Source organism: Escherichia sp. MOD1-EC5433 (assembly GCF_002966005.1).
Lineage (GTDB): Bacteria > Pseudomonadota > Gammaproteobacteria > Enterobacterales > Enterobacteriaceae > Escherichia > Escherichia ruysiae.
This window is the reverse complement of record NZ_PTRL01000003.1, coordinates 436,018-461,202: the sequence shown is the minus strand read 5'-3', so window position 1 is coordinate 461,202 and position 25,185 is coordinate 436,018. Positions and strand designations below refer to the sequence as shown.

The window sequence follows — 25,185 nt, the reverse complement described above, 5'->3', positions numbered from 1 at the left end:
TTACTTCGTCCACCCTTTTTGTTTCAGGTAGTCGGCAGCCACTTTTTTAGCATCCAGCCCTTCTACGGCAATACTGGCATTCAGTTGCTGCAACGTCTTTTCATCGAGGCTGGCGAAGACGGGCTGTAGCCACTGTGCCATTTGCGGATACTCTTTCAACACCGACTCACGCACCACTGGCGCAGGCGCGTAGATAGGTTGAACACCTTGCGGATCGCTTAAGGTTTGCAGCCCCAGCGCCGCGACCGGGCCGTCGGTGCCGTAAGCCATTGCGGCATTAACGCCAGAGGTTTGCTGGGCAGCGGCTTTGATCGTCACCGCCGTGTCGCCACCGGCCAGTGACAGTAACTGATCCTGACCGAGCTTAAAGGCATAGGCTTTTTCAAACGCGGGTAAGGCATCGGCGCGTTCGATAAACTCTGCCGAGGCCGCCAGTTTGAAGGTGCCGCCCTCTTTCAGATAACGGCTGAGATCGGCAAGCGAAGTGAGTTTGTTTTTCTCTGCCAGATCCTGACGCACGGCGATGGTCCAGGTGTTATTTGCAGGCGCAGGCGTCAGCCAGATTAACTTATTTTGCTCTGCATCGAGCTTTTTGACTTTCTCGTAGCCTTGCCCGGCATTTTTCCACGCCGCATCATTTTCATCTTTAAAGAAGAAAGCGCCATTGCCGGTATATTCCGGGTAGATATCCAGCTCGCCAGAAGTGATCGCCCCGCGCACCACCGGCGTGGTTCCCAACTGGACTTTATTGACCGTCGGTACGCCGTGGCTTTCCAGCACTTGCAAAATAATGTTGCCGAGCAGTGCGCCTTCGGTATCGATTTTTGAACCGACTTTAACGGGAGAAGCCGCCTGTAGCGGCAGGCTCACGGCTGCCAACATAACCAGTGAACCTGCCCAGAGCTTTGAGAGTGGCATGATGCTTTCCTCATTCTTTTACTGTTGTTTTCAGCGAATTAAGAGAAAAGCATAGTTGATAATGGCGAGGTTAGCCTGAGCGGATGGATTCAGTTGCAGAATCAGATAAATACTTAAAGGGCGCAAACTTCACGCCCTTAATAAAGCATTACAGCAACTCAAACTCGCCTTTCTTAACGCGTGCGGAATCGGTGCCGATAAAGACGTTGAACTTGCCAGGCTCGGCATCATATTTCATCTGCTGATTCCAGAACTTCAGCGCATCAATGTCGATCGGGAAGCTGACAGTCTGAGTTTCGCCCGGTTTCAGGGTGATTTTCTCAAAGCCTTTCAGCTGCTTCACCGGACGGCTCATAGAAGCGGTCACATCCTGCAAATACATCTGAACCACCGTCGCCCCTTCGCGTTTGCCGGTGTTCGTCACCTGCACGCTGGCAGTCACTTTGCCGTCACGCTTCATGGTCGGAGCAGAGAGTTTCACATCAGAGACAGTGAAAGTGGTATAGCTCAGACCATAGCCGAACGGGTAAAGCGCACCGTTAGCTTCATCGAAATAGCGTGAAGTGTATTTGTTCGGCTTGTCAGCGTTATACGGGCGCCCCGTATTCAGATGACTATAGTAAACCGGGATCTGCCCGACAGAACGCGGGAAGGACATCGGCAGCTTGCCGGATGGGTTGTAATCACCAAACAACACATCGGCAATCGCGTTACCGCCTTCCGTACCCGCAAACCAGGTTTCCAGAATCGCGTCAGCCTGCTGATCTTCTTTCACCAGCGCCAGCGGACGCCCGTTCATCAGCACCAGCACCAGCGGTTTACCGGTGGCTTTCAACGCCGCAATCAAATCACGTTGGCTTTGCGGAATAGTGATATCGGTACGGCTGGAGGCTTCGTGCGCCATCCCCTGAGCTTCACCGACCACAGCCACCACCACATCAGATTGTTTCGCGGTCTGCACCGCTTCATCAATCATCTCTTGCGCAGAACGAGGATCGACTTTGACCGCTTCTTCATACTGATTCAGGAAGTCGATAATACCTTTGTCACTGGTGACGTTTGCCCCTTTGGCGTACAGCACTTTACCGTTTTCACCAACGGCATTTTTAATCCCGGTCAGCACGGTCACGGATTGATCGGCAACTCCGGCTGCTGACCAGCTTCCCATGACATCACGTTTGCTGTCTGCCAGTGGGCCAACCACCGCGATGGTGGCAGATTTTTTCAGCGGCAGCGTTTCGAGACGGTTTTTCAGCAGCACCAGGCTTTCTCGCGCCACTTCACGCGCTTCTTTGCGATGCAGGCGACTTTCGGCATTGGTATCCACCGGGTCAGACTCTTTCGGCCCAAGGTGGCTGTACGGATCGTTAAACAGTCCCATGTCATATTTGACGTTCAGTACGTGACGCGCGGCATCGTCCAGCTCTGCCATAGTCACTTTGCCGGATTTGATCAAACCAGGCAGATACTTCGAGTAGTACTCGTCGCTCATGCTCATGTTGATCCCGGATTTCAGCGCCACGCGCACCGCATCTTCCGGATCTGCCGCCGTGCCGTGTTTAATCAGTTCTTTGATTGCGCCGTGATCGGAAACGGTGATGCCTTTAAAGCCCCACTGATCGCGCAGAACATCTTTCAGCAGCCAGGAATCGGAGGTTGCTGGCGTGCCGTTCAGCGAATTCAACGCCACCATCACCGCGCCGCTGCCTGCATCCAGCCCCGCTTTGTACGGCGGCATATAGTCATTAAACAGGCGCTGCGGGCTCATATCGACGGTGTTGTACTCTTTGCCGCCTTCTACCGCACCATAAGCCGCAAAGTGTTTGACGCTGGTCATCACCGAGTAGCGATCTGCCGGGCTTTTACCCTGCATCGCTTCCACCATGGTTTTACCCATTGTTGAGGTGAGATACGTATCTTCGCCAAATCCTTCGGAAGCACGTCCCCAGCGCGGATCGCGCGAGACATCGACCATTGGCGCCCAGGTCATATTCAGACCATCATCTGCCGCTTCATAAGCAGAGACGCGCCCAACAGTTTTCACCGCATCAAGGTTAAAAGAAGAGGCCAGACCAAGGCTAATCGGGAACACCGTGCGCTGACCGTGCAGCACGTCGTAAGCAAAGAAAAGAGGAATTTTCAGGCGGCTTAATTCCATCACCTGATCCTGCATGGCGCGGATATCCTGACGGGTTACGGTGTTGAAAATCGCCCCAACCTGCCCGTCTTTGATCATCTCGCGGATCGCCTCTTTCGGGTTATCCGGGCCGACGCTGATTAAGCGCAGTTGACCAATCTTCTCATCAACCGTCATTTTCTTGAGCAGTTCGGTGACGAACGCATCACGCGCTTCGGGCGTTAATGGATGGTTACCAAACAAATCATCCGCCAGTGCTGGCTGTAAGGCCAGACTTACCGCGATACCTACTGAACATAGCCATTTCATGTGGATTTTTCTTCCTTTGTTGCCCGATGTGGCAGCGAAAATGGTGCAAAAACCGTAGTTTGCCATAAGCATGATAGAGAGAGAAAAAGAATGCTCAGTTTATTGTCTGAATTTTCAAAATATTCACTCGCTGAATTGTCATACAAGGCGCTATTCTAGTTTGTGATATTTTTTCGCCACCACAAGGAGTGGAAAATGTCTTCCATGACAACAACTGATAATAAAGCCTTTTTGAATGAACTTGCCCGTCTGGTCGGTCATTCACACCTGCTCACCGATCCCGCAAAAACGGCCCGCTATCGCAAGGGCTTCCGTTCTGGTCAGGGCGACGCGCTGGCTGTCGTTTTTCCTGGTTCGTTACTGGAATTGTGGCGGGTGCTGAAAGCCTGCGTCACCGCCGACAAAATTATTCTGATGCAGGCCGCCAATACCGGCCTGACCGAAGGCTCGACGCCAAACGGTAACGACTATGATCGCGATATCGTTATCATCAGCACCCTGCGTCTCGACAAGCTGCACGTTCTCGGCAAGGGCGAACAGGTGCTGGCATATCCTGGCACCACGCTCTATTCGCTGGAAAAAGCTCTCAAACCGCTGGGGCGCGAACCGCACTCGGTGATTGGTTCGTCGTGTATAGGTGCATCGGTCATCGGCGGTATCTGTAATAACTCCGGCGGCTCGCTGGTGCAGCGTGGCCCGGCGTATACCGAAATGTCGTTATTCGCGCGCATAAATGAAGACGGCAAACTGACGCTGGTGAACCATCTGGGGATTGATCTGGGCGAAACACCGGAGCAGATCCTCAGCAAGCTGGATGACGATCGTATCAAAGAAGATGATGTTCGCCACGATGGTCGTCACGCCCACGATTATGATTATGTTCACCGCGTTCGGGATATTGAAGCCGACACACCCGCACGTTATAACGCCGACCCGGATCGCCTGTTTGAATCCTCCGGTTGCGCCGGAAAACTGGCAGTATTCGCGGTACGTCTTGATACCTTCGAAGCGGAAAAAAATCAGCAGGTGTTTTATATAGGCACCAACCAGCCGGAAGTGCTGACTGAAATCCGCCGCCATATTCTGGCTAATTTCGAAAATCTGCCGGTTGCCGGGGAATATATGCATCGGGATATCTACGATATCGCGGAAAAATATGGCAAAGACACCTTCCTGATGATCGATAAACTTGGCACCGACAAGATGCCTCTCTTCTTTAATATCAAAGGACGTACCGATGCGATGCTGGAGAAAGTGAAATTCTTCCGTCCGCATTTTACCGACCGTGCGATGCAAAAATTCGGTCATCTGTTCCCCAGCCATTTACCCCCACGCATGAACAGCTGGCGCGATAAATATGAACATCATCTGCTGTTAAAAATGGCGGGCGATGGCATTGGCGAAGCGAAATCGTGGCTGGTGGATTATTTCAAACAGGCTGAAGGCGATTTCTTTGTCTGTACGCCGGAGGAAGGAAGCAAAGCATTTTTGCACCGTTTCGCCGCTGCGGGCGCAGCAATTCGTTATCAGGCGGTGCATTCCGATGAAGTCGAAGACATTCTGGCGCTGGATATCGCTCTGCGGCGTAACGACACCGAGTGGTATGAACATTTACCGCCGGAGATCGACAGCCAGCTGGTGCACAAGCTCTATTACGGCCATTTTATGTGCTATGTCTTCCATCAGGATTACATCGTTAAAAAAGGCGTGGATGTGCATGCGTTGAAAGAACAGATGCTGGAACTGCTACAGCAGCGCGGCGCGCAATACCCTGCCGAGCATAACGTCGGTCATTTGTATAAAGCGCCGGAGACGCTGCAGAAGTTTTATCGCGAGAACGATCCGACCAACAGTATGAACCCTGGGATCGGTAAGACCAGTAAGCGGAAAAACTGGCAGGAAGCAGAGTAAATACAGCTGGATGCCTGATGCAGATGTAGGCCTGATAAGATGCGTAAGCATCGCATCAGGCACTGGCACCTAATGCCGGATGCGGCGTAAACGCCTGATCCGGCCTACAGGCAAGCAAACTTAATCGTTCTGTGCCGTCTGCCCCGCCGCCGCCATCTGGGCGGCTTTTTGTTTTTTATAGCTCAACGCCGCAGCCGGAACAGGCATCACTTTACCGGTCTCAATCCAGGTACGCAGGCGGCTGGCATCGGCAAAATGGGTATATTTGCCAAATGCATCCATCACCACCAGCGCCACCGGTTTATTATTGATAACCGTGCGCATCACCAGACAATGCCCTGCGGCATTGGTAAAACCGGTTTTGGTTAACTGAATATTCCAGTTATCGCGATAAACCAGATGGTTAGTATTGCGGAACGGCAGGGTGTACGTCGGATTAGAGAAGGTCGCCATATCTTCACGGGTGGTACTCAACTGACCGATCAACGGATATTGTTTGCTGGCAATCAGCAATTTGGTCAGGTCACGGGCAGTCGAAACGTTATGCACCGACAATCCGGTCGGTTCAACAAAGCGCGTGTTGTTCATTCCGAGCGATTTCGCTTTCGCATTCATCGCTTTAATAAAAGCGTTATAACCACCAGGATAATGGTGCGCCAGGCTTGCCGCCGCGCGGTTTTCTGAAGACATCAGCGCCAACAGTAGCATCTCTTTACGGCTGATTTCGCTGTTCAGTCGCACGCGCGAATAGACCCCTTTCATCTCTGGCGTCTGGCTGATATCCACTTTTAGTTTTTCATCCAGCGGCAGTCGTGCGTCAAGCACCACCATTGCGGTCATTAATTTGGTGATTGACGCAATCGGACGCACCAGATCCGGGTGGTTCGAATAGATCACTTTGTTGGTATTCAGATCAACAATCATCGCACTACCGGAAGCGATTTCCGGCTGCGAAGCTGTGGTAGCGGCAGTCGTTTTCGCAACGGCCTGCGGTGCAAAAGGCACAGCCAGCATTAGAGCCAGGCTAAATAAAGAAACTCGAAATTTCGGCATGATGAGCATTCAGATAGTGGTTCACGCGCACGGGTTGCGCACCGCCGGAGTAAGGATTTACTGAGGCTAGCGACGCCATCATAACGAGCAAAAAGTGAGATCGTCAAAGGAGAATCGTGAGGAAATGCTGCATTGCTGACATTTACGCCAGCAATGCAACGCAAAAGAACTTTCTAGAACAGCCGATAACCGTACCCCCACAGAATAACGGTAATAGCGAGCAGCACTTCCAGCACCAGTACGCCAATCGCCAGCGTCGAACTGGAGAAGCTAAGACCTTCCTCTTTGTTGATATTCAGGAAGCTCGGAATACCGAGATAAAGCAGATAACCGGTGTAAAACAGCGCCACCGTACCCACCAGCGCGCACAGCCAGACCAGCGGATAAAGCGCCACCAGGCCGCTTAAAAATAGTGGCGTCGCGACATATCCGGCAAAGACCATACAGTGCGCAAGCGACGGACGTTGCGGATATTTGCGCGCCATCCACCAGATGACTCGCCCCATCACCGCGACCCCAGCCAGCATAACGCCATAAAACAGGACAGCCAGCGCCAGTCCGGTAAACCAGGATAACTTCAGGATAGTGCCATCGCCAAAATTCCAGCCAATTTGCGTGGTGCCAATGAAGGCACAGATCACCGGAATCGCCGCCATCAGCAAAACGTGGTGGGTGTAGTGATGAGAAATCGTTTCGTTTTCACGATTAATCACCTGCATTTCACGATCGGGATGGGAAAACAGTCCCCAGACATGGCTCATACCGCCCCCTTTTTGTGAGTTGCTGAACCTGACAGTTCAAGTATAAGTCAGCTTGTGGTTATTTTTTGCCCTGTTGTGAAATTTGCGTCGCGTGATGAAACGCCTTTTTCTGCGCAAACAATTCACAGGGTGTATGCTTACAGGCAACCAAAGGGAGACAGACTGGCCTATGGATCTCAATACACTCATCTCACAATATGGTTATGCCGCGCTGGTGCTCGGCAGTCTGGCAGAGGGTGAAACCGTGACTTTGCTGGGAGGCGTTGCGGCACATCAGGGATTATTAAAATTCCCGCTAGTGGTTCTTTCTGTGGCGCTTGGCGGCATGATTGGCGACCAGGTGCTTTATCTGTGCGGACGGCGGTTTGGCGGCAAGCTGTTGCGTCGTATCTCAAAGCATCAGGATAAAATTGAGCGGGCGCAGAAACTGATCCAGCGCCATCCGTATCTGTTTGTTATTGGTACGCGTTTTATGTATGGCTTTCGGGTAATTGGCCCGACGCTGATTGGTGCCAGTCAGTTGCCGCCGAAAATCTTTCTGCCGCTGAATATTCTCGGCGCATTTGCCTGGGCGCTGATTTTTACCACTATCGGTTACGCCGGTGGTCAGGTGATTGCGCCGTGGTTGCACAGTCTTGATCAGCATCTGAAACACTGGGTCTGGTTGATTTTGGTCGTGGTTCTGGTGGTTGGCGTGCGCTGGTGGCTGAAACGGCGCGGGAAGAAAAAGCCGGATAATCAGGCGTAAAGCAGTTGCCACAGATAAGTCGTTCGCGCCGCATCCGACATCAGGTGTTCCATGCCTGATGCGACGCTGGCGCGTCTTATCATGCCTACAACATACCCATTGAAATATCCACATATCCCATTGCACTACTCCGGCTTAAACTGCGGATTCGCCAGCATAAAACCACCATCGACAATTAACGACTGCCCGGTGGTGTAATTTGCGCCTTCGGAACATAGCCAGGCTACCAGGCTGGCAATCTCATGCGTTGCGCCGAAACGCCGCAGGGGAATCGATGGCTCTGCGTCGGGCTTCACGTCGCCGTCATCCATGCCGTTCATCGGCGTGGCGATTGCACCTGGCGCGACCGCATTCACCAGAATCTTATGCCTGACCAGTTCCAGCGCCATCGCTTTGGTTAACCCGCCGAGTGCATGTTTAGCGGCGGTGTAGGCGCTGGCATCCGGCAGCGGCGTATGTTCATGTACCGATGTAATGTTGATGATGCGACCACCCTGCCCCTGTTTCACCATCTGGCGGGCAGCAATTTGCGAGCATAAAAATGCACCATCGACATCAACGGTAAAAATCTTGCGCCACTCATCAAAAGCCATATCAAGAAACGGCGCTTTGGTCATCGCCCCCGCGTTATTCACCAGCACATCAATACGCCCCAGTCGTTGAATGAGTCTCTCCAGCGCCTGCGCACCTTCTGGTAGATTGCCGAGATCCAGTTGCACCATCTCCGCACGGACGCCGTGGCTAACTACCTCACGCGCGGTATCTTTTGCCCCTTCTTCATCTGAGTGCCAGGTAATGCCAATATCAAACCCTTGCTGCGCCAGTAATAACGCGCACTCTTTTCCGATCCCCGAATCGGAGGCAGTAATAATCGCGACCTGTGCCATGGAGTTCTCCACTTAACGCTGAATAAACGTTAAGTATAGAAGCCGCATATCATCAGCGTTTATAGCCCCCGCCCAGCGCGCCGGTGAGTTGAATGGAGGCATCCAGCCACTGCCCTTGCAATAACAGGCCATTGGCTCGCTCACGCAGCGCCGGGATTCTGGCTTCGCTGACGCGGGAACCAGCAATGATGCCCGCGTTAAAGCGTGCCTGCGCCAGACCTACCACACGCAGGGCATCGCGCTCAATTTGCGCCTGATGCTGGTTTTTCTCCGCCAGTGTCTGAACCTGACTGGCTGCCCGCGCCACGTCATTCACCGCCTCAACCACCGCTTTGTTGTAGCTGGCGATAGACAAGTTGCTTTCGGCTTTCGCAATATCGAGATTGGCGTTAAGACGACCGCTATCGAAAATGGGTAGCGTCAGGCCTGCCGTAACACCCATTTGCTGCGCGGAATGTCGGAACAGATCGCTTAAGTGCAACGCATCTTGTTGCAGGAAGGCCATCAGGTTTATGTCGGGATAAAAGGCCGCTTTTGCCGCGTCGATGCTACTTAAGGATGATTCAACGTACCAGTGCGCCGCCTGCAAATCGGCACGGCGTGCCAGCAAGGAATAACCCAGTTCATCAGGAAGCTGACTTGTCACTTCAGGCAGCACAACCGGATGCAGCTTTAAACCGCTCGTCTGGCTGTTAGTCAGCGCATTTAACCGCGCCTCAATAATTTTCATTTTTCCCGCCACATCATTGCGCTGTTGCCGGGTTTTACTGGCATTAATATCGGTTTCCACACCTTCAACCGAAGAGGTAATTCCGTTCTGATATAGCTGGCGGTCGGTCGCGATAATGGTGTTCTGCTCTTTTTCGATTTGCTGCAAGACCGTGTTTAACGCCGCCTGGGTTTGCCACTCCCAGTACAGACGAGCCACACTGCCAGCCAGCAATTGGCGGGTTTGCTCGCGTTCCGCCGCCCGTGCTTTAACCGTACCGAGGCGCGCTGTGACTTCAGCCCGATTCTTTCCCCAGATATCCAGATGCCAGCCCGCCGTTAGACCAAAAGTACCGTTGGTATACCACGGCCCGGTAGTACCTGCCGCCGGATCGGTCAGGGCAAACGGCCCCATTAACCCTTCCGCCGACATTTTTTGTCGCTCCATATCCGCAGAAAAATCGATCTGCGGACCATCCTGAGTGGCTACAGCTTTCGCCTGCGCTTCAGCCAGTTGAATGCGCTGTTCAGCCACCTGCATATCCGGTGCGTTCTGTAGTGCGCTATTAATTAAGGAAGTGAGTTGATTATCGTGATATTCCAGCCACCACTGACTGTCTGGCCAACCATTTTTCAGCGCCGTGGGTAATGCGCTGTCAACTTGCGCAGCGGGCGTTTGCTGGCTTAACGCCTGGCGGGTTTCGTGCACAGGCGCACACCCAGCCAGAATGAGGAACAGCGGAAAACAGGCGATAGCTGGATAAAAGGAATCACGATTCATGGGGGAATAATCAGGTAAGAAAAGGTGCGCGGAGATTACCGTGTGTTGCAATGTATTTTTTAGTTTCGCGTGGCAATACATCAGCAGCAATAAAACGACATATTCAGAAAAATATACGGTAAGTGAATGATATCATCTGATTTATCTTAATCGTTTATGGATAACGGCAAAGGGTTTCATTTTTACCTATACTTATTCAGCACTCACAAATAAAGGAACGCCAATGAAAATTATACTCTGGGCAGTATTGATTATTTTCCTGATTGGGCTACTGGTGGTGACTGGCGTATTTAAGATGATATTTTAAAATATCAGATAAACCAGATATGACGGTTAGTTATTAGATGTTTTGTGCACTTGATTTACAAACCGCTCCGGTGTTGGTGGCGTCAAAATCGCCGAGGCGTTCCCTGGAGGCCGGGGCAGCCCACATGGATGTGGGCTGAGGGCGCGTCTTACAGGGATGTTACCTCGCGCCCGACCCGGTAGCCGTAAGGGATAAGCCGAGGGCACCGCGCAGCGGCGATTTTGTTCGCCAGAGCCCGGGGGTGCAGGGGGCGGCGGCGATTGGCCGCCCCCTGCGCGCTCCTTGCGCCAGTTGCGATATATGGCTTAGCACATGAAAGGAGCGCAACAAAATGATGAAGCTGAATAAGCGATTTATTGTCTCTAATATGCTGCGATTCCACTATTATCGCAGCTTATCTATATCAATTGCCTGAATAGCCCTTGCAATATCTGTGGAATTATTCAACACCCGAACATGCTGAAATAATTCCGTTGCTTCATCGTATTCTTTACGCAAATAACTCAACCACTGTTTAATCCGCGCGACGTGATATAGCCCGGTATCGCCCTGCTTTTCCAGACGGGTATATTTTTGCAGCAAAGCAACGACCTCCGGCCACGGCATTCGCGGTTCGTTATATTTAACCACCCGGCTCAGGTTGGGAATATTCAGCGCCCCGCGCCCAATCATCACCGCGTCGCAGCCGCTGATCGCCATACATTGTTGCGCACTCTGCCAGTCCCAGATTTCACCGTTGGCAATCACCGGAATATTCAACCGCTGGCGAATCTCGCCAATCGCCTGCCAGTCAATATGCTCCGCACGGTAGCCCTGCTCTTTTGTCCGCCCATGCACCACCAGTTCCGTGGCTCCGGCCTGTTGAACAGCATCGGCAATTTCAAACTTCTTCTCGCCGCTGTCCCAGCCAAGCCGCACTTTCACACTGACGGGTAAATGCGCCGGTACAGCTTCGCGCATCGCTTTTGCACCCTGGTAGATGAGTTCAGGATCTTTGAGTAACGTCGCCCCACCGCCGCTGCCGTTAACCGTTTTCGATGGGCAGCCGCAATTGAGATCCACGCCCCAGGAACCTAACTCCACCGCACGAGCAGCATTTTCCGCCAGCCACTGTGGGAACTGCCCCAGCAGTTGTACCCGCACCAGCGTACCGGATGGCGTTCGACTGGCATTTTGTAGTTCAGGGCAAATGCGATGAAAGACTTTTACCGGCAGCAGTTGATCGACCACGCGGACAAATTCGGTGATGCACAGATCGTAGTCGTTAACTTCGGTCAACAATTCACGCACCAGAGAGTCAAGCACACCCTCCATCGGCGCCAGTAGTACACGCATATCATCACCCGCAAAAAAATGAGGCGCTATGGTAGCGCCTCCGGTCAGCGGATTAAAGTGCTCAGCGTGGTTGCAGACAGTTATCTTCTTTCCAGCCGTACAGCCACTCCATACCACGATAAAACTCTGCCTGCGATTTCCCTTTCCACAGCAGATTACGCACCTGCCGTTCTACCCCCGCAGCGTGGTATACCCGCCCCATTTCACGTGTCGACCAGACGATACGCGCGGTGCGTGGAATACGTACCGACTCATACAGCGCAAAGGCTTGTGCCGCATCGCCGTCACATTCTGCCAGCGCCTTACCGAGCGTTACCGCGTCTTCCAGTGCCATACAGGCACCCTGCGCCATATATTGCGCCACCGGATGCGCCGCATCGCCCACCAGCGTTATGCGCTTCGTTCCCCACTTCGCCACCGGTTCGCGATCGGCAGTTGACCAGCGTCGCCATGAGGTCGGTTTATCCAGCATCTGGCGCGGGCGTGGATGAATGCCTTCAAAATAGGAAAGCACTTCCTCTTTACTGCCATCCTTCACGCCCCACTCTTCCTGCTGGCGACTGTGGAATGTTACCACCAGGTTATACTGCTTGCCGCCGCGCAAAGGGTAATGCACCAGGTGACAGTGCGGCCCCGCCCACAGTACCGGCGCGTTAATACGCAAATCTTCCGGCATATCGGCACAATCGATAACCGCACGGTAGACCACATGCCCGGTAACGCGCGGCACATCGCCTAATAAGCTCTGACGCACCACTGACTTCACGCCATCACAGCCAATCAGAATATCGCCGCTCCAGCTATTGCCGCGATCGTCGAAAACGGTAACATCGTCCGGCGTCTCGCGAATATCCACGACGTTAGTAGAGGTGTGATATTCGACGTCCGGGTGGGTCAGTACCGCTTCCCACACCGAGGCATGAATATCAACGCGGTGGATCACCGCATAAGGGCCGCCGAAATGGTCACGAAAGGCCTGACCGGTATCAATGCGCACCACTTCTTCGGCGTTTACCGCGTCCATCATAGTGATGTGATCGGTAAACACCGCGCGCTGACGGGCAATTTCGCCGACGCCAAGGCTGTCCAGCGCCGAAAACGCGTTCGGCCCCAGCTGGATGCCCGCGCCAATCTCACCAATCTCATGCGCCTTTTCCAGCAGCACCACTTTGATCCCCTGGCGGGCCAGTGACAGCGCAGTTGCCGCACCGCCGATCCCGCCTCCCACAATTACTGCGCGTGTCACTTTCGTCATTATGGTTCTCCTGGTCAGGCTGAAATTTTATCTTGTTGATTTTCCGGTGCGGCAGCGATGAACGCTGGCAGCTGCGTGCAGGCGTCGTACACTGCTTTACAGCGCGGATATGCATTCAGGTCGCAGTTCATGCGTAACGCATTTGCCCATTGTGGGACAAGGCAGCAGTCTGCCAGCGTCGGCGTCTCGCCCACGCAAAATTGTCCCGACTGGCTCTGGCGCAGCAGTTGTTCCACCGCGCTTAACCCTTGCTGGATCCAGTGCGCATACCAGCGTTTTTTCTCTTCTTCACTGACGTTCAGTTCTTCGGTCAGGTAGCGCAGCACGCGCAGGTTATTCAGAGGATGAATGTCGCAAGCGATGGCATAGACAATTTCCAGCACCTTGTTGCGAGCCGGTTCTTCCTGCGGTAACAGCGGAACTTGCGGGTAATGACGATCCAGCCAGTCAATTATCGCCAGCGATTGACCGAGTGACTCGCCATCATCGGTCAGCAGCGTCGGCACCAGCCCGACCGGATTCATCCGCCGGTAGGCCAGTTCGTTTTGCTGACCAATACGGATATTCACCCCTTCGGTCTGGTAATCAATGCTCTTCAGAGCCAGCGCAATGCGTACCCGGTACGACGCTGAACTATTAAAAAAACTGTACAGCTTCATCTTGCACCTCAGACAATCTTCACCGCGATAGGGGTTAAACCCTCAACGTTGCCCGTGATCACATCACCTTTCACCACCGGGCCAACACCTTCCGGCGTGCCGGTGAAGATCAGATCGCCCGGTTGCAGTTCAAAGAAGCCGGACAGGTAGCTGATGGTTTCATTCACTGACCAGATGAGATGACGAATATCGCTGCGCTGATGATCTTCGCCGTTAACCTGTAACCAGATTGGCGCGTTATCAATACCGCCGGTTTCGCTGGCTTTGTGCAGCGGCGCGATGGGCGCAGAGAGATCAAACGCTTTACCAATTTCCCACGGACGCCCCATCTGGCGCATCTCCATTTGACGATCGCGACGAGTCATATCAAGCCCCGTGGCATAACCCCAGACATATTCATGGGCGTTTTCCAGCGGGATATCGCTGCCCTTTTTACCAATTGCCACTACCAGCTCAATTTCATAATGGTAGTTATCGGTCTGCGCCGGATACGGCAGCGCCAGCATTTCGCCAGCGGCAACCGGAACAACGGCATCCGCTGGTTTGCAGAAGAAGAATGGCGGTTCACGATCCGGATCGAAGCCCATTTCGCGGGCGTGGGCAGCATAGTTACGCCCGACGCAGTAAACGCGGCGCACGGGGAATTGTTCATCACTGCCAACAACCGGTACGGTAACGGGCGCTTGCGGTTCGAATACGTATTGAGTCATTTTTTCTCTCCCAAATTAATAACGCGCTTCGCGGAACAGCCCCAGGGCTTCTTGTACCGGTCTGTCCGAAAAACTAAATAAAACGGTATCTTGCGTGGTCTGGAACGACACGCCGTGCCAGGTCGGCACCACGAAGATATCTTTTGCACTAAAGGTGAAGGTTTCATTGCCGATAGTGACCTGCCCGCCGCCCTCCACCACGTGGTAGATGGTGCTGTCAGTAGTACGCGCCACGCGGGAGGCGAACCCTTTCGGCAACAGTTGCAGGAAAGTGCCCATCGACGGCATCGGATACCCGCCGGTGACCGGGTTGACGTAGCGCATTTTGTAGCCATCCCACTCATCGGCATCGCCCAGGCGGGTTAAATCGTGCAGCACTTCGCGGCTGCGGTCATAACGATAGTTAAAGATCGGCGAAGAGTTCCCCGTCTGATGGCGCAGCGGCAACATATTGGCGGCATAACGCGGCAGGTAATCCCCCTCTTTGCGCGTTACCGGTTGTTGCTCTTCCGGATAATCTTCGGCAAAACCGCAGCCCAGAGTGTTCACTAATGGCAGATCCAGTCCATCGAGCCAGATAACCGGTTCGTCGCCAGGATTACCGTGATCGTGCCAGCGCCACTGCGGGGTCAGGATAAAATCGCCCTCATTCATTGGCGTGCGTTCGCCATCAACGGCGGTAAATGCGCCTTTACCTTCAACAATAAAACGCAGCGCCGACTGGTTATGACGATGGCTTGGTGCCACTTCGCCTGGCATGATCAGTTGCAAACCGGCATACAAGGTGGCGGTAATGGAGGACTGACCGCGCAGCGCCGGGTTTTCCAGCACCAGTACGCGACGCACCGCCTCTTTCGCGCCAATCAGGCTGCCGCTCTCCAGCAACAACGGGCGGATCTCCTGATAATTCCAGTACGCTGGCGCACAATTAGCGTTGGGCGTTTTCGGCACCAGATGGTGCAACGACTCCCACAGCGGGGTCAGGTTTTGCCCGGAAATATGCTGATAAAATTGCTCGCGGCTATTTTGATTGTTATCAGTCATTGAGATGCTCCTTATTCGTTCACAACGCCTGCGCGAGGCAGTGAGTCAGGGACAGAGGTCGACTGGCGAACGACGGTAATCAGCAGCGTTAACATCACCGCACTGATCGCCGCAGGCACAGCGATAATGAAAAACAGAGTGTCGAAAGAGAAATTCATCGCCATCATCACGCCGCCAGAAAGCGAACCGACAATCGCACCGCAGCGGCCGACGGCGTTTGACCAGCTCACGCCCGTGGCGCGGCTTTGCGTTGGGTAGAGCGTGGCGGTCAGCGCGTTCAGCCCCACTTGCGATCCGCTGATGCCAATGCCAGTGCCAAAGACAGCCAGTGCCATCAGCCATAATCCGTCCTGGCTTAGGCCAATCATCACGATGCATACAACGCCTATGGCATAGCTCACAGCCAACACGCGGAAAGGATTGAATTTATCCATCAGTACGCCCAGCGCCAGCGCGCCCAACGTGCCGCCAATCTGGAATGCGGCGGTGACCCAGGACGCATGTTGCAGGTCGATACCACGATGGTTAAGCAGCGTCGGCATCCAGCTTGAGAGCAGGTAAATGATCAGCAAGCTCATAAAGAAAACGACCCACAGCATCAACGTGATGGTTAACTGACGCCCGGCAAACAACTGGCGAATGCTGCCTTTGGCAATAGCTGCTGGTTCATTGAGATAAAAGTGGGTATCGACATAACGCTCGTGAGTCATGGCACTCACGGTTTTTGCAATTACCGCCTGCGGTAACTGGCGGCGCACCTGCCAGCGAGGCGATTCCGGCAAAACCACCAGCAGCGCGACAAATAAAATCAGCGGTAATACGCCTCCCAGCACCAGAATGCCGTGCCAGCCAATCACCGGCACCAGTTGTGCGCTGACAATCCCGCCAAAGGCTGACCCCAGCGTGAAACCGCAAAACATCAGCGTTACCAGCGCGCCGCGACGACGAGCTGGCAGATATTCCGACGTCATGGTGATGGTATTCGGCATTGCGCCGCCAAGCCCTAACCCGGTGAGAAAGCGCAGGATTACCAGTGTTTGCAGATCTGGTGAAAAAGCAGAGGCAAGACTTAGCGCACCAAATAAAAAGACGCACAACTCAATGACCCGTTTGCGCCCAAAGCGATCGGACAACGGGCCGCAAAGCAGTGCGCCTGCGGTTAATCCCAACAGACCCGCACCAAACAGCGGCGCGAGATCGCCTGCGGAGAGTTGCCAGTGAGTACGAATATCGGGAGCGATAAAGCCGATAGCCGCCGTGTCAAAACCATCGAGCATTACCACCAGAAAACAGCAGATGATAACGCGCCACTGCATCTTGCCGACCGGAGCGGCATCGATCAGTGCTTGTAAATCACGTCGTTGAGTCATAGTGAATGCCTCAGTGCAGGTAAGGTAGATGTTTCTATTGTTTTGTATATGTTGCGATATTGTGATTAAAGAGATGAAATGTACAATGGCATTTTCGGCAGAGAGATAACCTGGAGGTTATGGCAAATGGCAAACTGGGCGCAGAAATTAAAACTTCATCACCTGCAAATGCTGGTGGCGCTGGGCGAACAAGGCAATCTGACCCATGTAGCGCGGATGATGAATATCACCCAGCCTGCGCTGTCGAAATGGCTGTCACAACTCGAAGATGAGATCGGCCTCACACTCTTTGAGCGGCACAGCAAAGGGCTACGTCCAACCGAAGGCGGCAAATTGTTACTGCAACATGCTCAACGGTTAATCAACGACATGGAGCGATCGCAGCATGAACTGGCGCGCTTTAAACAAGGCGGACTGGTCGGCAGTCTGAAAATAGGTTGTTCTCCTGTCGCCACTGACTGCGTATCCCAGGCGATTTTGCATTTGCTACAAGAGATGCCGACGCTGCACCTGAATATCGAAGAGAAGGTGATGACGCCATTACTGCAAGACCTGCTGGCAGGTTCTGTGGATGTAGTGGTTGGTCGTATTGGTGGTCGTGCGCTGCAACTGCCGCTGAATTATCAGGTGCTCTACACCGAGCCTGTGTGCTTTGTCGCTCGCCCGAACCATCCACTGGCGAAATATGCCGCTCTTGGCTGGAATGATCTGGCTAACTGGCGCTGGATAGTCTGGCCGACCGGGACACCTATTCGTCTCAGTATTGATAATGCGCTGGTAGAACATGGCGTGATGCTGCCAGAAAACACCATTGAATCGGCGTCAATGAACGTCAGCACCAACCTGCTACAAAGCAGCGACATGATTTCTATACTCTCTTTACGTCTGGCGCAACGCTATGCCAGTCAGGGGCAACTGGTGATCCTGAATCTGCCGAAGATAGAACAGAAAGGCAGCGTCGGCGTGTTCTGGCGTAATAACGAAACGCCCTCCCGTGCGCTAAGTCGGTTTCTGCACTTTTTGAACCAGAATTAGACCTCTGAATTGGGCGCTTGCCCGATCTCCGTCTCCTGTAATTCAACTATGCTCAGATTTCATGATGTGATCGGTAGCACGTTTTACAGATTAATTGTATGATGAATCCATCTCATCTGGGGTGTTGATCATGAGTAAGACACTGAACATTATCTGGCAATATTTACGCGCTTTTGTCCTTATTTATGCCTGCCTGTATGCAGGCATTTTCATTGCTTCCCTGCTACCGGTAACCATTCCGGGCAGCATCATCGGGATGCTGATCCTCTTTGTCCTGCTGGCCTTGCAAATTCTTCCGGCGAAGTGGGTTAATCCGGGGTGCTACGTACTGATTCGCTATATGGCGCTATTGTTTGTGCCGATTGGCGTAGGCGTTATGCAATATTTTGATTTGCTACGCGCACAGTTTGGCCCGGTAGTGGTTTCCTGTGCCATTAGTACGCTGGTGGTTTTTCTGGTGGTGAGCTGGAGTTCGCACCTGGTACACGGTGAACGTAAAGTCATAGGTCAGAAAGGATCAGAGAAATGATGGCGAATATCTGGTGGTCGTTACCGCTGACATTGATTGTCTTTTTTGCCGCCCGCAAACTGGCAGCCCGGTATAAATTTCCATTGCTCAACCCGTTGCTGGTGGCAATGGTGGTGATCATTCCTTTTTTAATGCTGACCGGTATCTCTTACGACAGCTATTTTAAAGGGAGTGAGGTTTTAAACGATCTGCTGCAACCGGCGGTGGTGGCGCTGGCCTATCCTTTATATGAACAGCTGCATCAGATCCGCGCGCGCTGGAAGTCGATCATCACCATTTGCTTTATCGGCAGCGTGGTCGCGATGGTGACAGGCACGTCCGTGGCATTGCTGATGGGCGCTTCACCGGAAATCGCCGCGTCAATCCTGCCGAAATCGGTGACTACGCCAATTGCGATGGCGGTTGGCGGCAGTATTGGCGGTATCCCTGCAATTAGCGCAGTTTGCGTCATTTTCGTCGGTATTCTGGGCGCGGTGTTTGGTCATACATTGCTTAATGCGATGCGTATTCGCACCAAAGCGGCGCGCGGTCTGGCGATGGGGACGGCCTCACACGCCCTCGGTACGGCACGCTGTGCCGAGCTGGATTATCAGGAAGGCGCATTTAGTTCGCTGGCACTGGTGCTGTGCGGGATTATTACCTCGCTGATCGCACCGTTCCTTTTCCCGATAATTCTGGCTGTAATGGGCTAAAATTTTGCGATGCGTCGCGCATTTTTGATGTAAGTTTCACGCGTTGCATAATTAATGAGATTCAGATCACATATAAAGGCATAACGGGTTCGTAAACTGTTATCCCATTACATGATTATGAGGCAACGCCATGCATCCACGTTTTCAAACTGCTTTTGCCCAACTTGCGGATAACTTGCAATCTGCACTGGAACCCATTCTGGCAGACAAGTATTTTCCCGCGTTGTTGACCAAAGAGCAGGTCTCTTCGCTGAAGAGCGCAACGGGGCTGGACGAAGACGCGCTGGCTTTCGCACTGCTGCCGCTGGCGGCGGCCTGTGCCCGCACGCCATTGTCGAATTTTAATGTTGGCGCTATTGCGCGCGGCGTGAGTGGAACCTGGTATTTTGGTGCCAATATGGAATTTATTGGCGCGACAATGCAGCAAACCGTTCATGCTGAACAAAGTGCTATCAGCCACGCCTGGTTGAGCGGTGAGAAAGCACTCGCCGCTATCACCGTTAACTACACGCCTTGCGGTCACTGCCGTCAGTTTATGAATGAACTGAATAGCGGTCTGGATCTGCGTATTCATCTACCGGGTCGCGAAGCGCACGCGCTGCGTGACTATCTGCCGGATGCTTTTGGACCGAAAGATCTGGAGATTAAAACGCTGCTGATGGACGAGCAGGATCACGGCTTTGCACTGACCGGCGATGCGCTTTCTCGGGCGGCAATTGCAGCGGCAAACCGTTCACACATGCCTTACAGCAACTCCCCAAGCGGCGTGGCGCTGGAATGTAAAGACGGTCGTATTTTCAGCGGTAGCTACGCTGAAAACGCGGCGTTTAACCCGACTCTGCCGCCATTACAAGGAGCGTTAATTCTGTTGAATCTCAAGGGTTATGACTACCCGGATATTCAGCGCGCGATTCTGGCAGAAAAAGCCGATGCGCCGTTGATTCAGTGGGATGCAACCTCCGCAACGCTTAAAGCTCTCGGCTGCAACAATATCGACCGCGTTCTTCTCGCTTAAGCCTGGTGCCGGATGCGGCGTGAACGCCTTGTCCGGCCTACAGGTCTGGCACACTGATAAGCGTCGCATCAGGCTTGCCAACTTATCCTGGTGTCGAAAATCCCGGCAAACAGTTTGCCGTTTCTTGCGCAAAGCCCGCAGGTAAAGTAGCCTGATTGAAATTCCCCAAGATCGAGTTTTCTGCATGTTAAAGCGCGTGTTTTACAGCCTGTTAGTCCTGATCGGCTTGCTGCTGTTGACTGTGCTCGGCCTCGATCGCTGGATGAGCTGGAAAACTGCGCCTTATATCTACGACGAGTTACAGGATCTCCCCTACCGCCAGGTCGGCGTGGTACTTGGCACCGCGAAGTATTATCGCACCGGGGTGATTAATCAGTATTACCGCTACCGTATTCAGGGCGCAATAAATGCCTATAACAGCGGTAAGGTGAATTATCTATTACTTAGCGGCGATAACGCGTTGCAGAGTTATAACGAACCGATGACCATGCGCAAAGATTTAATTGCCGCTGGTGTCGATCCGGCTGATATTGTTCTCGACTACGCAGGTTTTCGAACCCTCGACTCTATCGTACGCACGCGCAAAGTGTTCGATACTAACGACTTCATTATTATCACTCAGCGTTTCCACTGTGAGCGGGCATTATTTATCGCTCTGCATATGGGTATTCAGGCGCAGTGTTATGCCGTACCATCACCCAAAGATATGTGGTCGGTACGTATTCGTGAATTTGCCGCTCGTTTCGGCGCTCTGGCTGATCTTTATATCTTTAAACGTGAGCCACGCTTTTTAGGTCCGCTGGTTCCTATTCCGGCAATGCACCAGGTGCCGGAAGATGCGCAGGGGTATCCGGCCGTTACCCCCGAACAATTACTTGAATTAGAAAAGAAACAAGGAAAGTAGTTATGGATGTTCAGCAGTTTTTTGTCATTGCCGTTTTTTTCCTGATCCCTGTATTTTGTTTTCGCGAAGCCTGGAAAGGCTGGCGTGCTGGCGCAATTGATAAACGGGTTAAAAATTCCCTGGAACCAGTGTATGTCTGGCGTGACAAAAATCCCGGACTCTTCTTCGCTTATATAGTGGCATATAGCGGCTTCGGACTTTTATCCATCGGCATGATTATTTATCTTATTTTTTACCGATAATATTATTTCTTCCTCTTGCTAATTATTGAGAATAATTATTAGTTCACCCTCAGGCTGCGGATATAACATTCTGAACCGCAGCTATTTGTGAATCTTTTCACAGTTTAAATTCCCCCACACGCTTAGCCTTAATATTAGTACGTTATATTTACCCAAAATAATTTGAGTTGCAGAAAGGTGCGATGTCGCAGCACATGCCACTTGAAGTATTGCGGGTAAAACAGGCGTTCGCCTTAATTACCCATAGCATTAAGGAAGATCACATGCCGCAACAAAATTATCTGGATGAACTCACTCCGGCTTTTACGCCTTTACTGGCGATTAAAGAAGCCTCCCGCTGTTTATTATGTTACGACGCGCCCTGCAGCCAGGCTTGCCCGGCGCAAACCGATCCGGGGAAATTTATTCGCTCAATCTATTTTCGTAATTTTAAAGGTGCTGCCGAGACAATTCGCGAAAATAATGCGCTCGGTGCCGTTTGCGCCAGAGTGTGCCCTACGGAAAAATTATGCCAGAGCGGTTGTACCCGTGCGGGTGTCGATGACCCCATTGATATTGGTCGCTTACAACGTTTTGTTACTGATTTTGAACAACAAACTGGAATGGAAATTTATCAACCAGGCAGCAAGACGCGCGGTAAAGTCGCGATTATTGGTGCTGGTCCTGCCGGATTACAAGCCAGCGTGACGCTGACCAATCTGGGCTACGACGTCACAATTTATGAAAAAGAAGCGCAGCCCGGTGGCTGGTTGTGTAACGGTATTCCGCAATTTCGTTTACCGCAGTCGGTGCTGGAAGCAGAAATCGCTCGCATCGAAAAAATGGGTGTAGCCATTAAGTGCAACTGTGAAATTGGCAAAACGCTTTCGCTGGAACAACTGAAAGCAGAAAACCGCGCAGTGCTGGTCACCGTGGGGTTATCGAGCGGTTCTCGGCTGCCGCTGTTTGAGCATAGCGACGTTGAGATCGCCGTCGATTTCCTGCAACGCGCGCGTCAGGCACAAGGCGATATCAGCATCCCGCAAAGCGCATTAATTATTGGCGGCGGCGATGTCGCGATGGACGTTGCCAGCACGCTGAAAGTTCTCGGCTGCCAGGCGGTGACCTGTGTAGCGCGCGAAGAGTTAGATGAATTTCCGGCAAGCAAGAAAGAGTTCACCAGCGCCCAGAAATTGGGGGTATCGATTATTGATGGCTTTACGCCAGTGGCGGTAGAGGGCAATAAAGTTACCTTTAAACATGTTCGTTTGCCGGGCGAACTGACAATGGCAGCGGACAAAATTATTCTCGCCGTCGGTCAACATGCCGAACTTACCGCTTTTGCGGCGCTGGAGCCGAAGCGCAACATCATCGAAACGAAAAATTACCAGACTCGCGACCCACAACTGTTTGCCGCTGGCGATATTGTTGAGGGTGACAAAACCGTGGTTTATGCCGTCAAGACCGGGAAAGAAGCCGCCGGGGCGATTCATCACTATTTAGAGGGAGCTTGCTCATGTTAACGAAAGATCTTTCTATTACCTTTTGCGGCGTGAAGTTTCCCAACCCGTTCTGCCTCTCTTCTTCGCCGGTCGGCAACTGCTACGAGATGTGCGCCAAAGCCTACGACACCGGCTGGGGCGGCGTGGTGTTCAAAACGATCGGCTTTTTTATCGCTAACGAAGTTTCGCCTCGTTTTGATCATCTGGTGAAAGAAGATACCGGTTTTATTGGCTTCAAAAACATGGAGCAGATTGCCGAACATCCCCTGGAGGAAAATCTGGCCGCTCTGCGTCGGTTGAAAGAAGATTACCCTGACAAGGTGCTGATCGCCTCGATCATGGGGGAAAATGAGCAACAATGGGAGGATCTGGCGCGCCTGGTACAAGAAGCTGGCGCGGATATGATCGAGTGTAACTTCTCCTGTCCGCAAATGACTTCTCATGCGATGGGTAGCGATGTCGGGCAAAGCCCGGAGCTGGTAGAAAAATATTGTCGGGCAGTGAAACGTGGTTCCACGCTGCCAATGCTGGCGAAGATGACGCCGAATATCGGTGATATGTGCGAAGTGGCGCTGGCGGCGAAGCGTGGCGGCGCAGATGGCATTGCGGCGATTAACACCGTCAAATCCATCACCAATATCGATCTGAATCAGAAAATTGGTATGCCGATCGTCAACGGTAAATCGAGTATTTCCGGTTATTCCGGTAAAGCGGTGAAACCAATCGCCCTGCGCTTTATTCAGCAAATGCGTACCCATCCGGAACTGCGTGATTTCCCGATTAGCGGTATCGGTGGTATTGAGACCTGGGAAGATGCAGCGGAGTTTTTATTACTCGGCGCGGCGACGTTGCAGGTGACCACTGGCATCATGCAATACGGTTATCGCATTGTGGAAGATATGACGAGCGGGTTGTCGCATTATCTTGCCGATCAGGGGTTTGATTCATTGCAGGAGATGGTTGGCCTGGCGAATCATAATATTGTCCCGGCGGAAGATTTAGACCGCAGTTATATCGTCTATCCCCATATTAATCTTGATAAATGTGTCGGCTGTGGGCGCTGTTATATTTCCTGCTACGACGGTGGGCATCAGGCGATGGAATGGGATGAGAAATCGCGCACGCCGCACTGTAATACCGAGAAGTGCGTCGGTTGTCTGCTTTGCGGTCATGTCTGTCCGGTGGGGTGTATTGATCTCGGGGAAGTGAAGTTTAAGAAAGGAGAAAAAGAACACCCGGTAACGTTGTAGAACCAGCGTCGCATCCGGCATTTGGTTCCTGTCGCCGGATGCGGCGTAAACGCCTTATCCGGCCTAAAAAACCACACAGATCATGATGTTATGTGCATTTATGACCGAATGCGAGCCACATTCATATCACTTCTTACGCGCGTATTTCAGTGAATCCAGCGCCACGGCGAAGATAATAATCGCCCCTTTGATGATGTACTGCCAGTATGGGTTTACGCCGATGTACGTCAGGCCATAGTTGATGACCGTAAAGATAATTACCCCGGTCACCACGCCAATCACCGTCCCCACACCGCCGCTGAACGATACGCCGCCCACCACGCACGCCGCGATAGCATCCAGCTCATACATAAAGCCGAGGTTGTTAGTCGCAGAGCCGATACGTCCGGCTTCTAACATTCCGCCGAAGGCATAGAACACACCAGACAGCGCATAAATCATCAGCAGATTCAGGCCGACGTTGACACCAGAAACCTTCGCCGCTTCCGGGTTACCGCCGATAGCAAAAATGTTCTTACCGAAGCGGGTTTTGTTCCACAGTACCCAAACGAACGCCACGGCAATCAGCGCGTAGAAGGTGATGTAAGAGAGCCGGAAACTCCCCAATGCAATAAAGCCCTGGGCAAAGGTGGAGAAACCGCTATCAAAACCGGAAATCGGTGACGCACCCACAAAATCGTAATAGAGCGAGTTAATGCCGTAGACGATAATCATCGTGCCGAGCGTGGTAATGAACGGCGTCACGTTGAGATAAGCGATAATCAGCCCGTTGATTAAACCGATAACCGCACCAATGGCACAGACAATCAGAATAACCAGCGCAATCGGCATCGTCGCCATTTCCGGGAACACTTTGTTGGCGTTTTCCATCGACTGCAATAACGTCGCTGCCACCACCGCTGCCAGCCCTACCTGGCGCCCGGCAGAAAGGTCGGTTCCCTGGGTGACAATTAACCCTGCCACGCCAAGCGCGATAATAATACGTACCGATGACTGGGTAAGAATATTACTTAAGTTCAACAGACTTAAAAAAGTAGGATCCTGGAAAATTATAATCGCCAGCAAAACTAAAAGAACGACGTAAATACCGCCCTCTTTCAGGTAAGTAAGAAAACTTTTCTTATTTAACGCACTCATGGGAAGC

24 protein-coding genes are annotated in these 25,185 nt (G+C 52.5%); 11 read left to right on the top strand and 13 right to left on the bottom strand.

All coding sequences use genetic code 11. From position 1 onward, the window contains the following. Both osmF and bglX read right to left on the bottom strand, forming a co-directional pair. Entirely contained in the window at nt 1-918 is a 918-nt protein-coding gene (gene osmF, locus C3D30_RS09115) for a glycine betaine ABC transporter substrate-binding protein OsmF (RefSeq protein WP_105286776.1), read from the bottom strand. 148 nt (nt 919-1,066) lie between these two features. Continuing rightward, complete coding sequence (bglX, locus tag C3D30_RS09110) at nt 1,067-3,364, bottom strand: beta-glucosidase BglX (RefSeq protein WP_105284994.1); 2,298 nt, start codon at nt 3,362-3,364, stop codon at nt 1,067-1,069. Nucleotides 3,365-3,559: 195 nt separating this feature from the next. On the opposite strand from bglX, the gene dld reads away from it, so the two are divergent. Then, complete coding sequence (gene dld, locus C3D30_RS09105; protein ID WP_105286775.1) at nt 3,560-5,275, top strand: D-lactate dehydrogenase; 1,716 nt, start codon at nt 3,560-3,562, stop codon at nt 5,273-5,275. A gap of 120 nt (nt 5,276-5,395) precedes the next feature. Here the strand turns inward: dld and pbpG are convergent, their stop codons facing one another. Both pbpG and C3D30_RS09095 read right to left on the bottom strand, forming a co-directional pair. Beyond that, a complete protein-coding gene (gene pbpG / locus C3D30_RS09100; protein ID WP_010352881.1) occupies nt 5,396-6,328 on the bottom strand; it encodes a D-alanyl-D-alanine endopeptidase in 933 nt (310 codons plus the stop codon). Nucleotides 6,329-6,501: 173 nt separating this feature from the next. Further along, nucleotides 6,502-7,089 (bottom strand): Yip1 family protein, encoded by a 588-nt coding sequence (locus C3D30_RS09095; RefSeq protein WP_000020073.1) that lies wholly within the window; start codon nt 7,087-7,089, stop codon nt 6,502-6,504. Nucleotides 7,090-7,258: 169 nt separating this feature from the next. On the opposite strand from C3D30_RS09095, the gene C3D30_RS09090 reads away from it, so the two are divergent. Continuing rightward, a complete protein-coding gene (locus tag C3D30_RS09090) occupies nt 7,259-7,837 on the top strand; it encodes a DedA family protein (RefSeq protein ID WP_010356678.1) in 579 nt (192 codons plus the stop codon). A 125-nt stretch (nt 7,838-7,962) separates the two neighbouring features. On the opposite strand, the gene C3D30_RS09085 is transcribed toward C3D30_RS09090, so the two are convergent. After that, nucleotides 7,963-8,724, bottom strand: a complete 762-nt coding sequence (locus C3D30_RS09085; protein WP_000079555.1) for an SDR family oxidoreductase — start codon at nt 8,722-8,724, stop codon at nt 7,963-7,965. Nucleotides 8,725-8,776: 52 nt separating this feature from the next. Beyond that, nucleotides 8,777-10,213 carry a multidrug resistance outer membrane protein MdtQ gene (gene mdtQ / locus C3D30_RS09080; protein ID WP_105286774.1) on the bottom strand — a complete coding sequence of 479 codons (1,437 nt, stop codon included), beginning with the start codon at nt 10,211-10,213 and terminating at the stop codon, nt 8,777-8,779. A 223-nt stretch (nt 10,214-10,436) separates the two neighbouring features. On the opposite strand from mdtQ, the gene yohP reads away from it, so the two are divergent. Next, nucleotides 10,437-10,520, top strand: a complete 84-nt coding sequence (gene yohP / locus C3D30_RS20725; RefSeq protein ID WP_000691708.1) for a small membrane protein YohP — start codon at nt 10,437-10,439, stop codon at nt 10,518-10,520. A gap of 384 nt (nt 10,521-10,904) precedes the next feature. On the opposite strand, the gene dusC is transcribed toward yohP, so the two are convergent. The 6 genes from dusC to mhbT all read right to left on the bottom strand — a co-directional run bounded on the left by dusC (nt 10,905) and on the right by mhbT (nt 16,893). Next, the gene (dusC, locus tag C3D30_RS09060; protein WP_105286773.1) at nt 10,905-11,855 is read right to left on the bottom strand and encodes a tRNA dihydrouridine(16) synthase DusC; all 951 of its coding nucleotides are present in this window, start codon (nt 11,853-11,855) and stop codon (nt 10,905-10,907) included. 61 nt (nt 11,856-11,916) lie between these two features. After that, complete coding sequence (locus tag C3D30_RS09055; protein ID WP_016158613.1) at nt 11,917-13,110, bottom strand: 3-hydroxybenzoate 6-monooxygenase; 1,194 nt, start codon at nt 13,108-13,110, stop codon at nt 11,917-11,919. A 14-nt stretch (nt 13,111-13,124) separates the two neighbouring features. After that, entirely contained in the window at nt 13,125-13,769 is a 645-nt protein-coding gene (gene maiA / locus C3D30_RS09050; RefSeq protein ID WP_105286772.1) for a maleylacetoacetate isomerase, read from the bottom strand. A gap of 8 nt (nt 13,770-13,777) precedes the next feature. Further along, nucleotides 13,778-14,479 (bottom strand): fumarylacetoacetate hydrolase family protein, encoded by a 702-nt coding sequence (locus tag C3D30_RS09045; RefSeq protein ID WP_105284989.1) that lies wholly within the window; start codon nt 14,477-14,479, stop codon nt 13,778-13,780. A 15-nt stretch (nt 14,480-14,494) separates the two neighbouring features. Further along, nucleotides 14,495-15,523 carry a gentisate 1,2-dioxygenase gene (gtdA, locus tag C3D30_RS09040; protein WP_105286771.1) on the bottom strand — a complete coding sequence of 343 codons (1,029 nt, stop codon included), beginning with the start codon at nt 15,521-15,523 and terminating at the stop codon, nt 14,495-14,497. 11 nt (nt 15,524-15,534) lie between these two features. After that, nucleotides 15,535-16,893, bottom strand: a complete 1,359-nt coding sequence (mhbT, locus tag C3D30_RS09035; RefSeq protein WP_105286770.1) for a 3-hydroxybenzoate transporter MhbT — start codon at nt 16,891-16,893, stop codon at nt 15,535-15,537. Between the two features lie 126 nt (nt 16,894-17,019). Here mhbT and C3D30_RS09030 point away from each other — a divergent pair, with 126 nt between their 5' ends. The 8 genes from C3D30_RS09030 (at nt 17,020) to preA (ending at nt 24,041) form a co-directional block, all read left to right on the top strand. Then, nucleotides 17,020-17,928 (top strand): LysR substrate-binding domain-containing protein, encoded by a 909-nt coding sequence (locus tag C3D30_RS09030; protein ID WP_016158617.1) that lies wholly within the window; start codon nt 17,020-17,022, stop codon nt 17,926-17,928. A 130-nt stretch (nt 17,929-18,058) separates the two neighbouring features. Then, nucleotides 18,059-18,457 (top strand): CidA/LrgA family protein, encoded by a 399-nt coding sequence (locus C3D30_RS09025; RefSeq protein WP_001516704.1) that lies wholly within the window; start codon nt 18,059-18,061, stop codon nt 18,455-18,457. Next, the gene (locus C3D30_RS09020; protein WP_000968208.1) at nt 18,454-19,149 is read left to right on the top strand and encodes a CidB/LrgB family autolysis modulator; all 696 of its coding nucleotides are present in this window, start codon (nt 18,454-18,456) and stop codon (nt 19,147-19,149) included. Before C3D30_RS09025 ends, C3D30_RS09020 begins: the two co-directional genes overlap by 4 nt. A 130-nt stretch (nt 19,150-19,279) precedes the next feature. Continuing rightward, entirely contained in the window at nt 19,280-20,164 is an 885-nt protein-coding gene (gene cdd / locus C3D30_RS09015) for a cytidine deaminase (protein WP_105286769.1), read from the top strand. A gap of 184 nt (nt 20,165-20,348) precedes the next feature. Then, complete coding sequence (sanA, locus tag C3D30_RS09010) at nt 20,349-21,068, top strand: outer membrane permeability protein SanA (RefSeq protein WP_000920075.1); 720 nt, start codon at nt 20,349-20,351, stop codon at nt 21,066-21,068. 2 nt (nt 21,069-21,070) lie between these two features. After that, nucleotides 21,071-21,310 (top strand): DUF2542 family protein, encoded by a 240-nt coding sequence (locus tag C3D30_RS09005; RefSeq protein ID WP_000383083.1) that lies wholly within the window; start codon nt 21,071-21,073, stop codon nt 21,308-21,310. 263 nt (nt 21,311-21,573) lie between these two features. Next, nucleotides 21,574-22,812 (top strand): NAD(P)-dependent oxidoreductase, encoded by a 1,239-nt coding sequence (locus C3D30_RS09000; RefSeq protein ID WP_105286790.1) that lies wholly within the window; start codon nt 21,574-21,576, stop codon nt 22,810-22,812. Beyond that, the gene (gene preA, locus C3D30_RS08995; protein ID WP_105286768.1) at nt 22,806-24,041 is read left to right on the top strand and encodes an NAD-dependent dihydropyrimidine dehydrogenase subunit PreA; all 1,236 of its coding nucleotides are present in this window, start codon (nt 22,806-22,808) and stop codon (nt 24,039-24,041) included. The genes C3D30_RS09000 and preA overlap by 7 nt, the downstream gene beginning before the upstream one ends. 126 nt (nt 24,042-24,167) lie before the next feature. Here preA and mglC read toward each other — a convergent pair whose 3' ends face one another. Next, complete coding sequence (mglC, locus tag C3D30_RS08990; RefSeq protein WP_001275121.1) at nt 24,168-25,178, bottom strand: galactose/methyl galactoside ABC transporter permease MglC; 1,011 nt, start codon at nt 25,176-25,178, stop codon at nt 24,168-24,170. Nucleotides 25,179-25,185: the final 7 nt, after the last annotated feature.

Excerpts from the sequence above, each read along its gene's own strand:
- osmF (WP_105286776.1), bottom strand. The coding sequence starts at position 918 with ATGCCACTCTCAAAGCTCTGGGCAGGTTCACTGGTTATGTTGGCAGCC.
- bglX (WP_105284994.1), bottom strand. The coding sequence starts at position 3,364 with ATGAAATGGCTATGTTCAGTAGGTATCGCGGTAAGTCTGGCCTTACAG.
- dld (WP_105286775.1), top strand. The coding sequence starts at position 3,560 with ATGTCTTCCATGACAACAACTGATAATAAAGCCTTTTTGAATGAACTT.
- pbpG (WP_010352881.1), bottom strand. The coding sequence starts at position 6,328 with ATGCCGAAATTTCGAGTTTCTTTATTTAGCCTGGCTCTAATGCTGGCT.
- C3D30_RS09095 (WP_000020073.1), bottom strand. The coding sequence starts at position 7,089 with ATGAGCCATGTCTGGGGACTGTTTTCCCATCCCGATCGTGAAATGCAG.
- C3D30_RS09090 (WP_010356678.1), top strand. The coding sequence starts at position 7,259 with ATGGATCTCAATACACTCATCTCACAATATGGTTATGCCGCGCTGGTG.
- C3D30_RS09085 (WP_000079555.1), bottom strand. The coding sequence starts at position 8,724 with ATGGCACAGGTCGCGATTATTACTGCCTCCGATTCGGGGATCGGAAAA.
- mdtQ (WP_105286774.1), bottom strand. The coding sequence starts at position 10,213 with ATGAATCGTGATTCCTTTTATCCAGCTATCGCCTGTTTTCCGCTGTTC.
- yohP (WP_000691708.1), top strand. The coding sequence starts at position 10,437 with ATGAAAATTATACTCTGGGCAGTATTGATTATTTTCCTGATTGGGCTA.
- dusC (WP_105286773.1), bottom strand. The coding sequence starts at position 11,855 with ATGCGTGTACTACTGGCGCCGATGGAGGGTGTGCTTGACTCTCTGGTG.
- C3D30_RS09055 (WP_016158613.1), bottom strand. The coding sequence starts at position 13,110 with ATGACGAAAGTGACACGCGCAGTAATTGTGGGAGGCGGGATCGGCGGT.
- maiA (WP_105286772.1), bottom strand. The coding sequence starts at position 13,769 with ATGAAGCTGTACAGTTTTTTTAATAGTTCAGCGTCGTACCGGGTACGC.
- C3D30_RS09045 (WP_105284989.1), bottom strand. The coding sequence starts at position 14,479 with ATGACTCAATACGTATTCGAACCGCAAGCGCCCGTTACCGTACCGGTT.
- gtdA (WP_105286771.1), bottom strand. The coding sequence starts at position 15,523 with ATGACTGATAACAATCAAAATAGCCGCGAGCAATTTTATCAGCATATT.
- mhbT (WP_105286770.1), bottom strand. The coding sequence starts at position 16,893 with ATGACTCAACGACGTGATTTACAAGCACTGATCGATGCCGCTCCGGTC.
- C3D30_RS09030 (WP_016158617.1), top strand. The coding sequence starts at position 17,020 with ATGGCAAACTGGGCGCAGAAATTAAAACTTCATCACCTGCAAATGCTG.
- C3D30_RS09025 (WP_001516704.1), top strand. The coding sequence starts at position 18,059 with ATGAGTAAGACACTGAACATTATCTGGCAATATTTACGCGCTTTTGTC.
- C3D30_RS09020 (WP_000968208.1), top strand. The coding sequence starts at position 18,454 with ATGATGGCGAATATCTGGTGGTCGTTACCGCTGACATTGATTGTCTTT.
- cdd (WP_105286769.1), top strand. The coding sequence starts at position 19,280 with ATGCATCCACGTTTTCAAACTGCTTTTGCCCAACTTGCGGATAACTTG.
- sanA (WP_000920075.1), top strand. The coding sequence starts at position 20,349 with ATGTTAAAGCGCGTGTTTTACAGCCTGTTAGTCCTGATCGGCTTGCTG.
- C3D30_RS09005 (WP_000383083.1), top strand. The coding sequence starts at position 21,071 with ATGGATGTTCAGCAGTTTTTTGTCATTGCCGTTTTTTTCCTGATCCCT.
- C3D30_RS09000 (WP_105286790.1), top strand. The coding sequence starts at position 21,574 with ATGCCGCAACAAAATTATCTGGATGAACTCACTCCGGCTTTTACGCCT.
- preA (WP_105286768.1), top strand. The coding sequence starts at position 22,806 with ATGTTAACGAAAGATCTTTCTATTACCTTTTGCGGCGTGAAGTTTCCC.
- mglC (WP_001275121.1), bottom strand. The coding sequence starts at position 25,178 with ATGAGTGCGTTAAATAAGAAAAGTTTTCTTACTTACCTGAAAGAGGGC.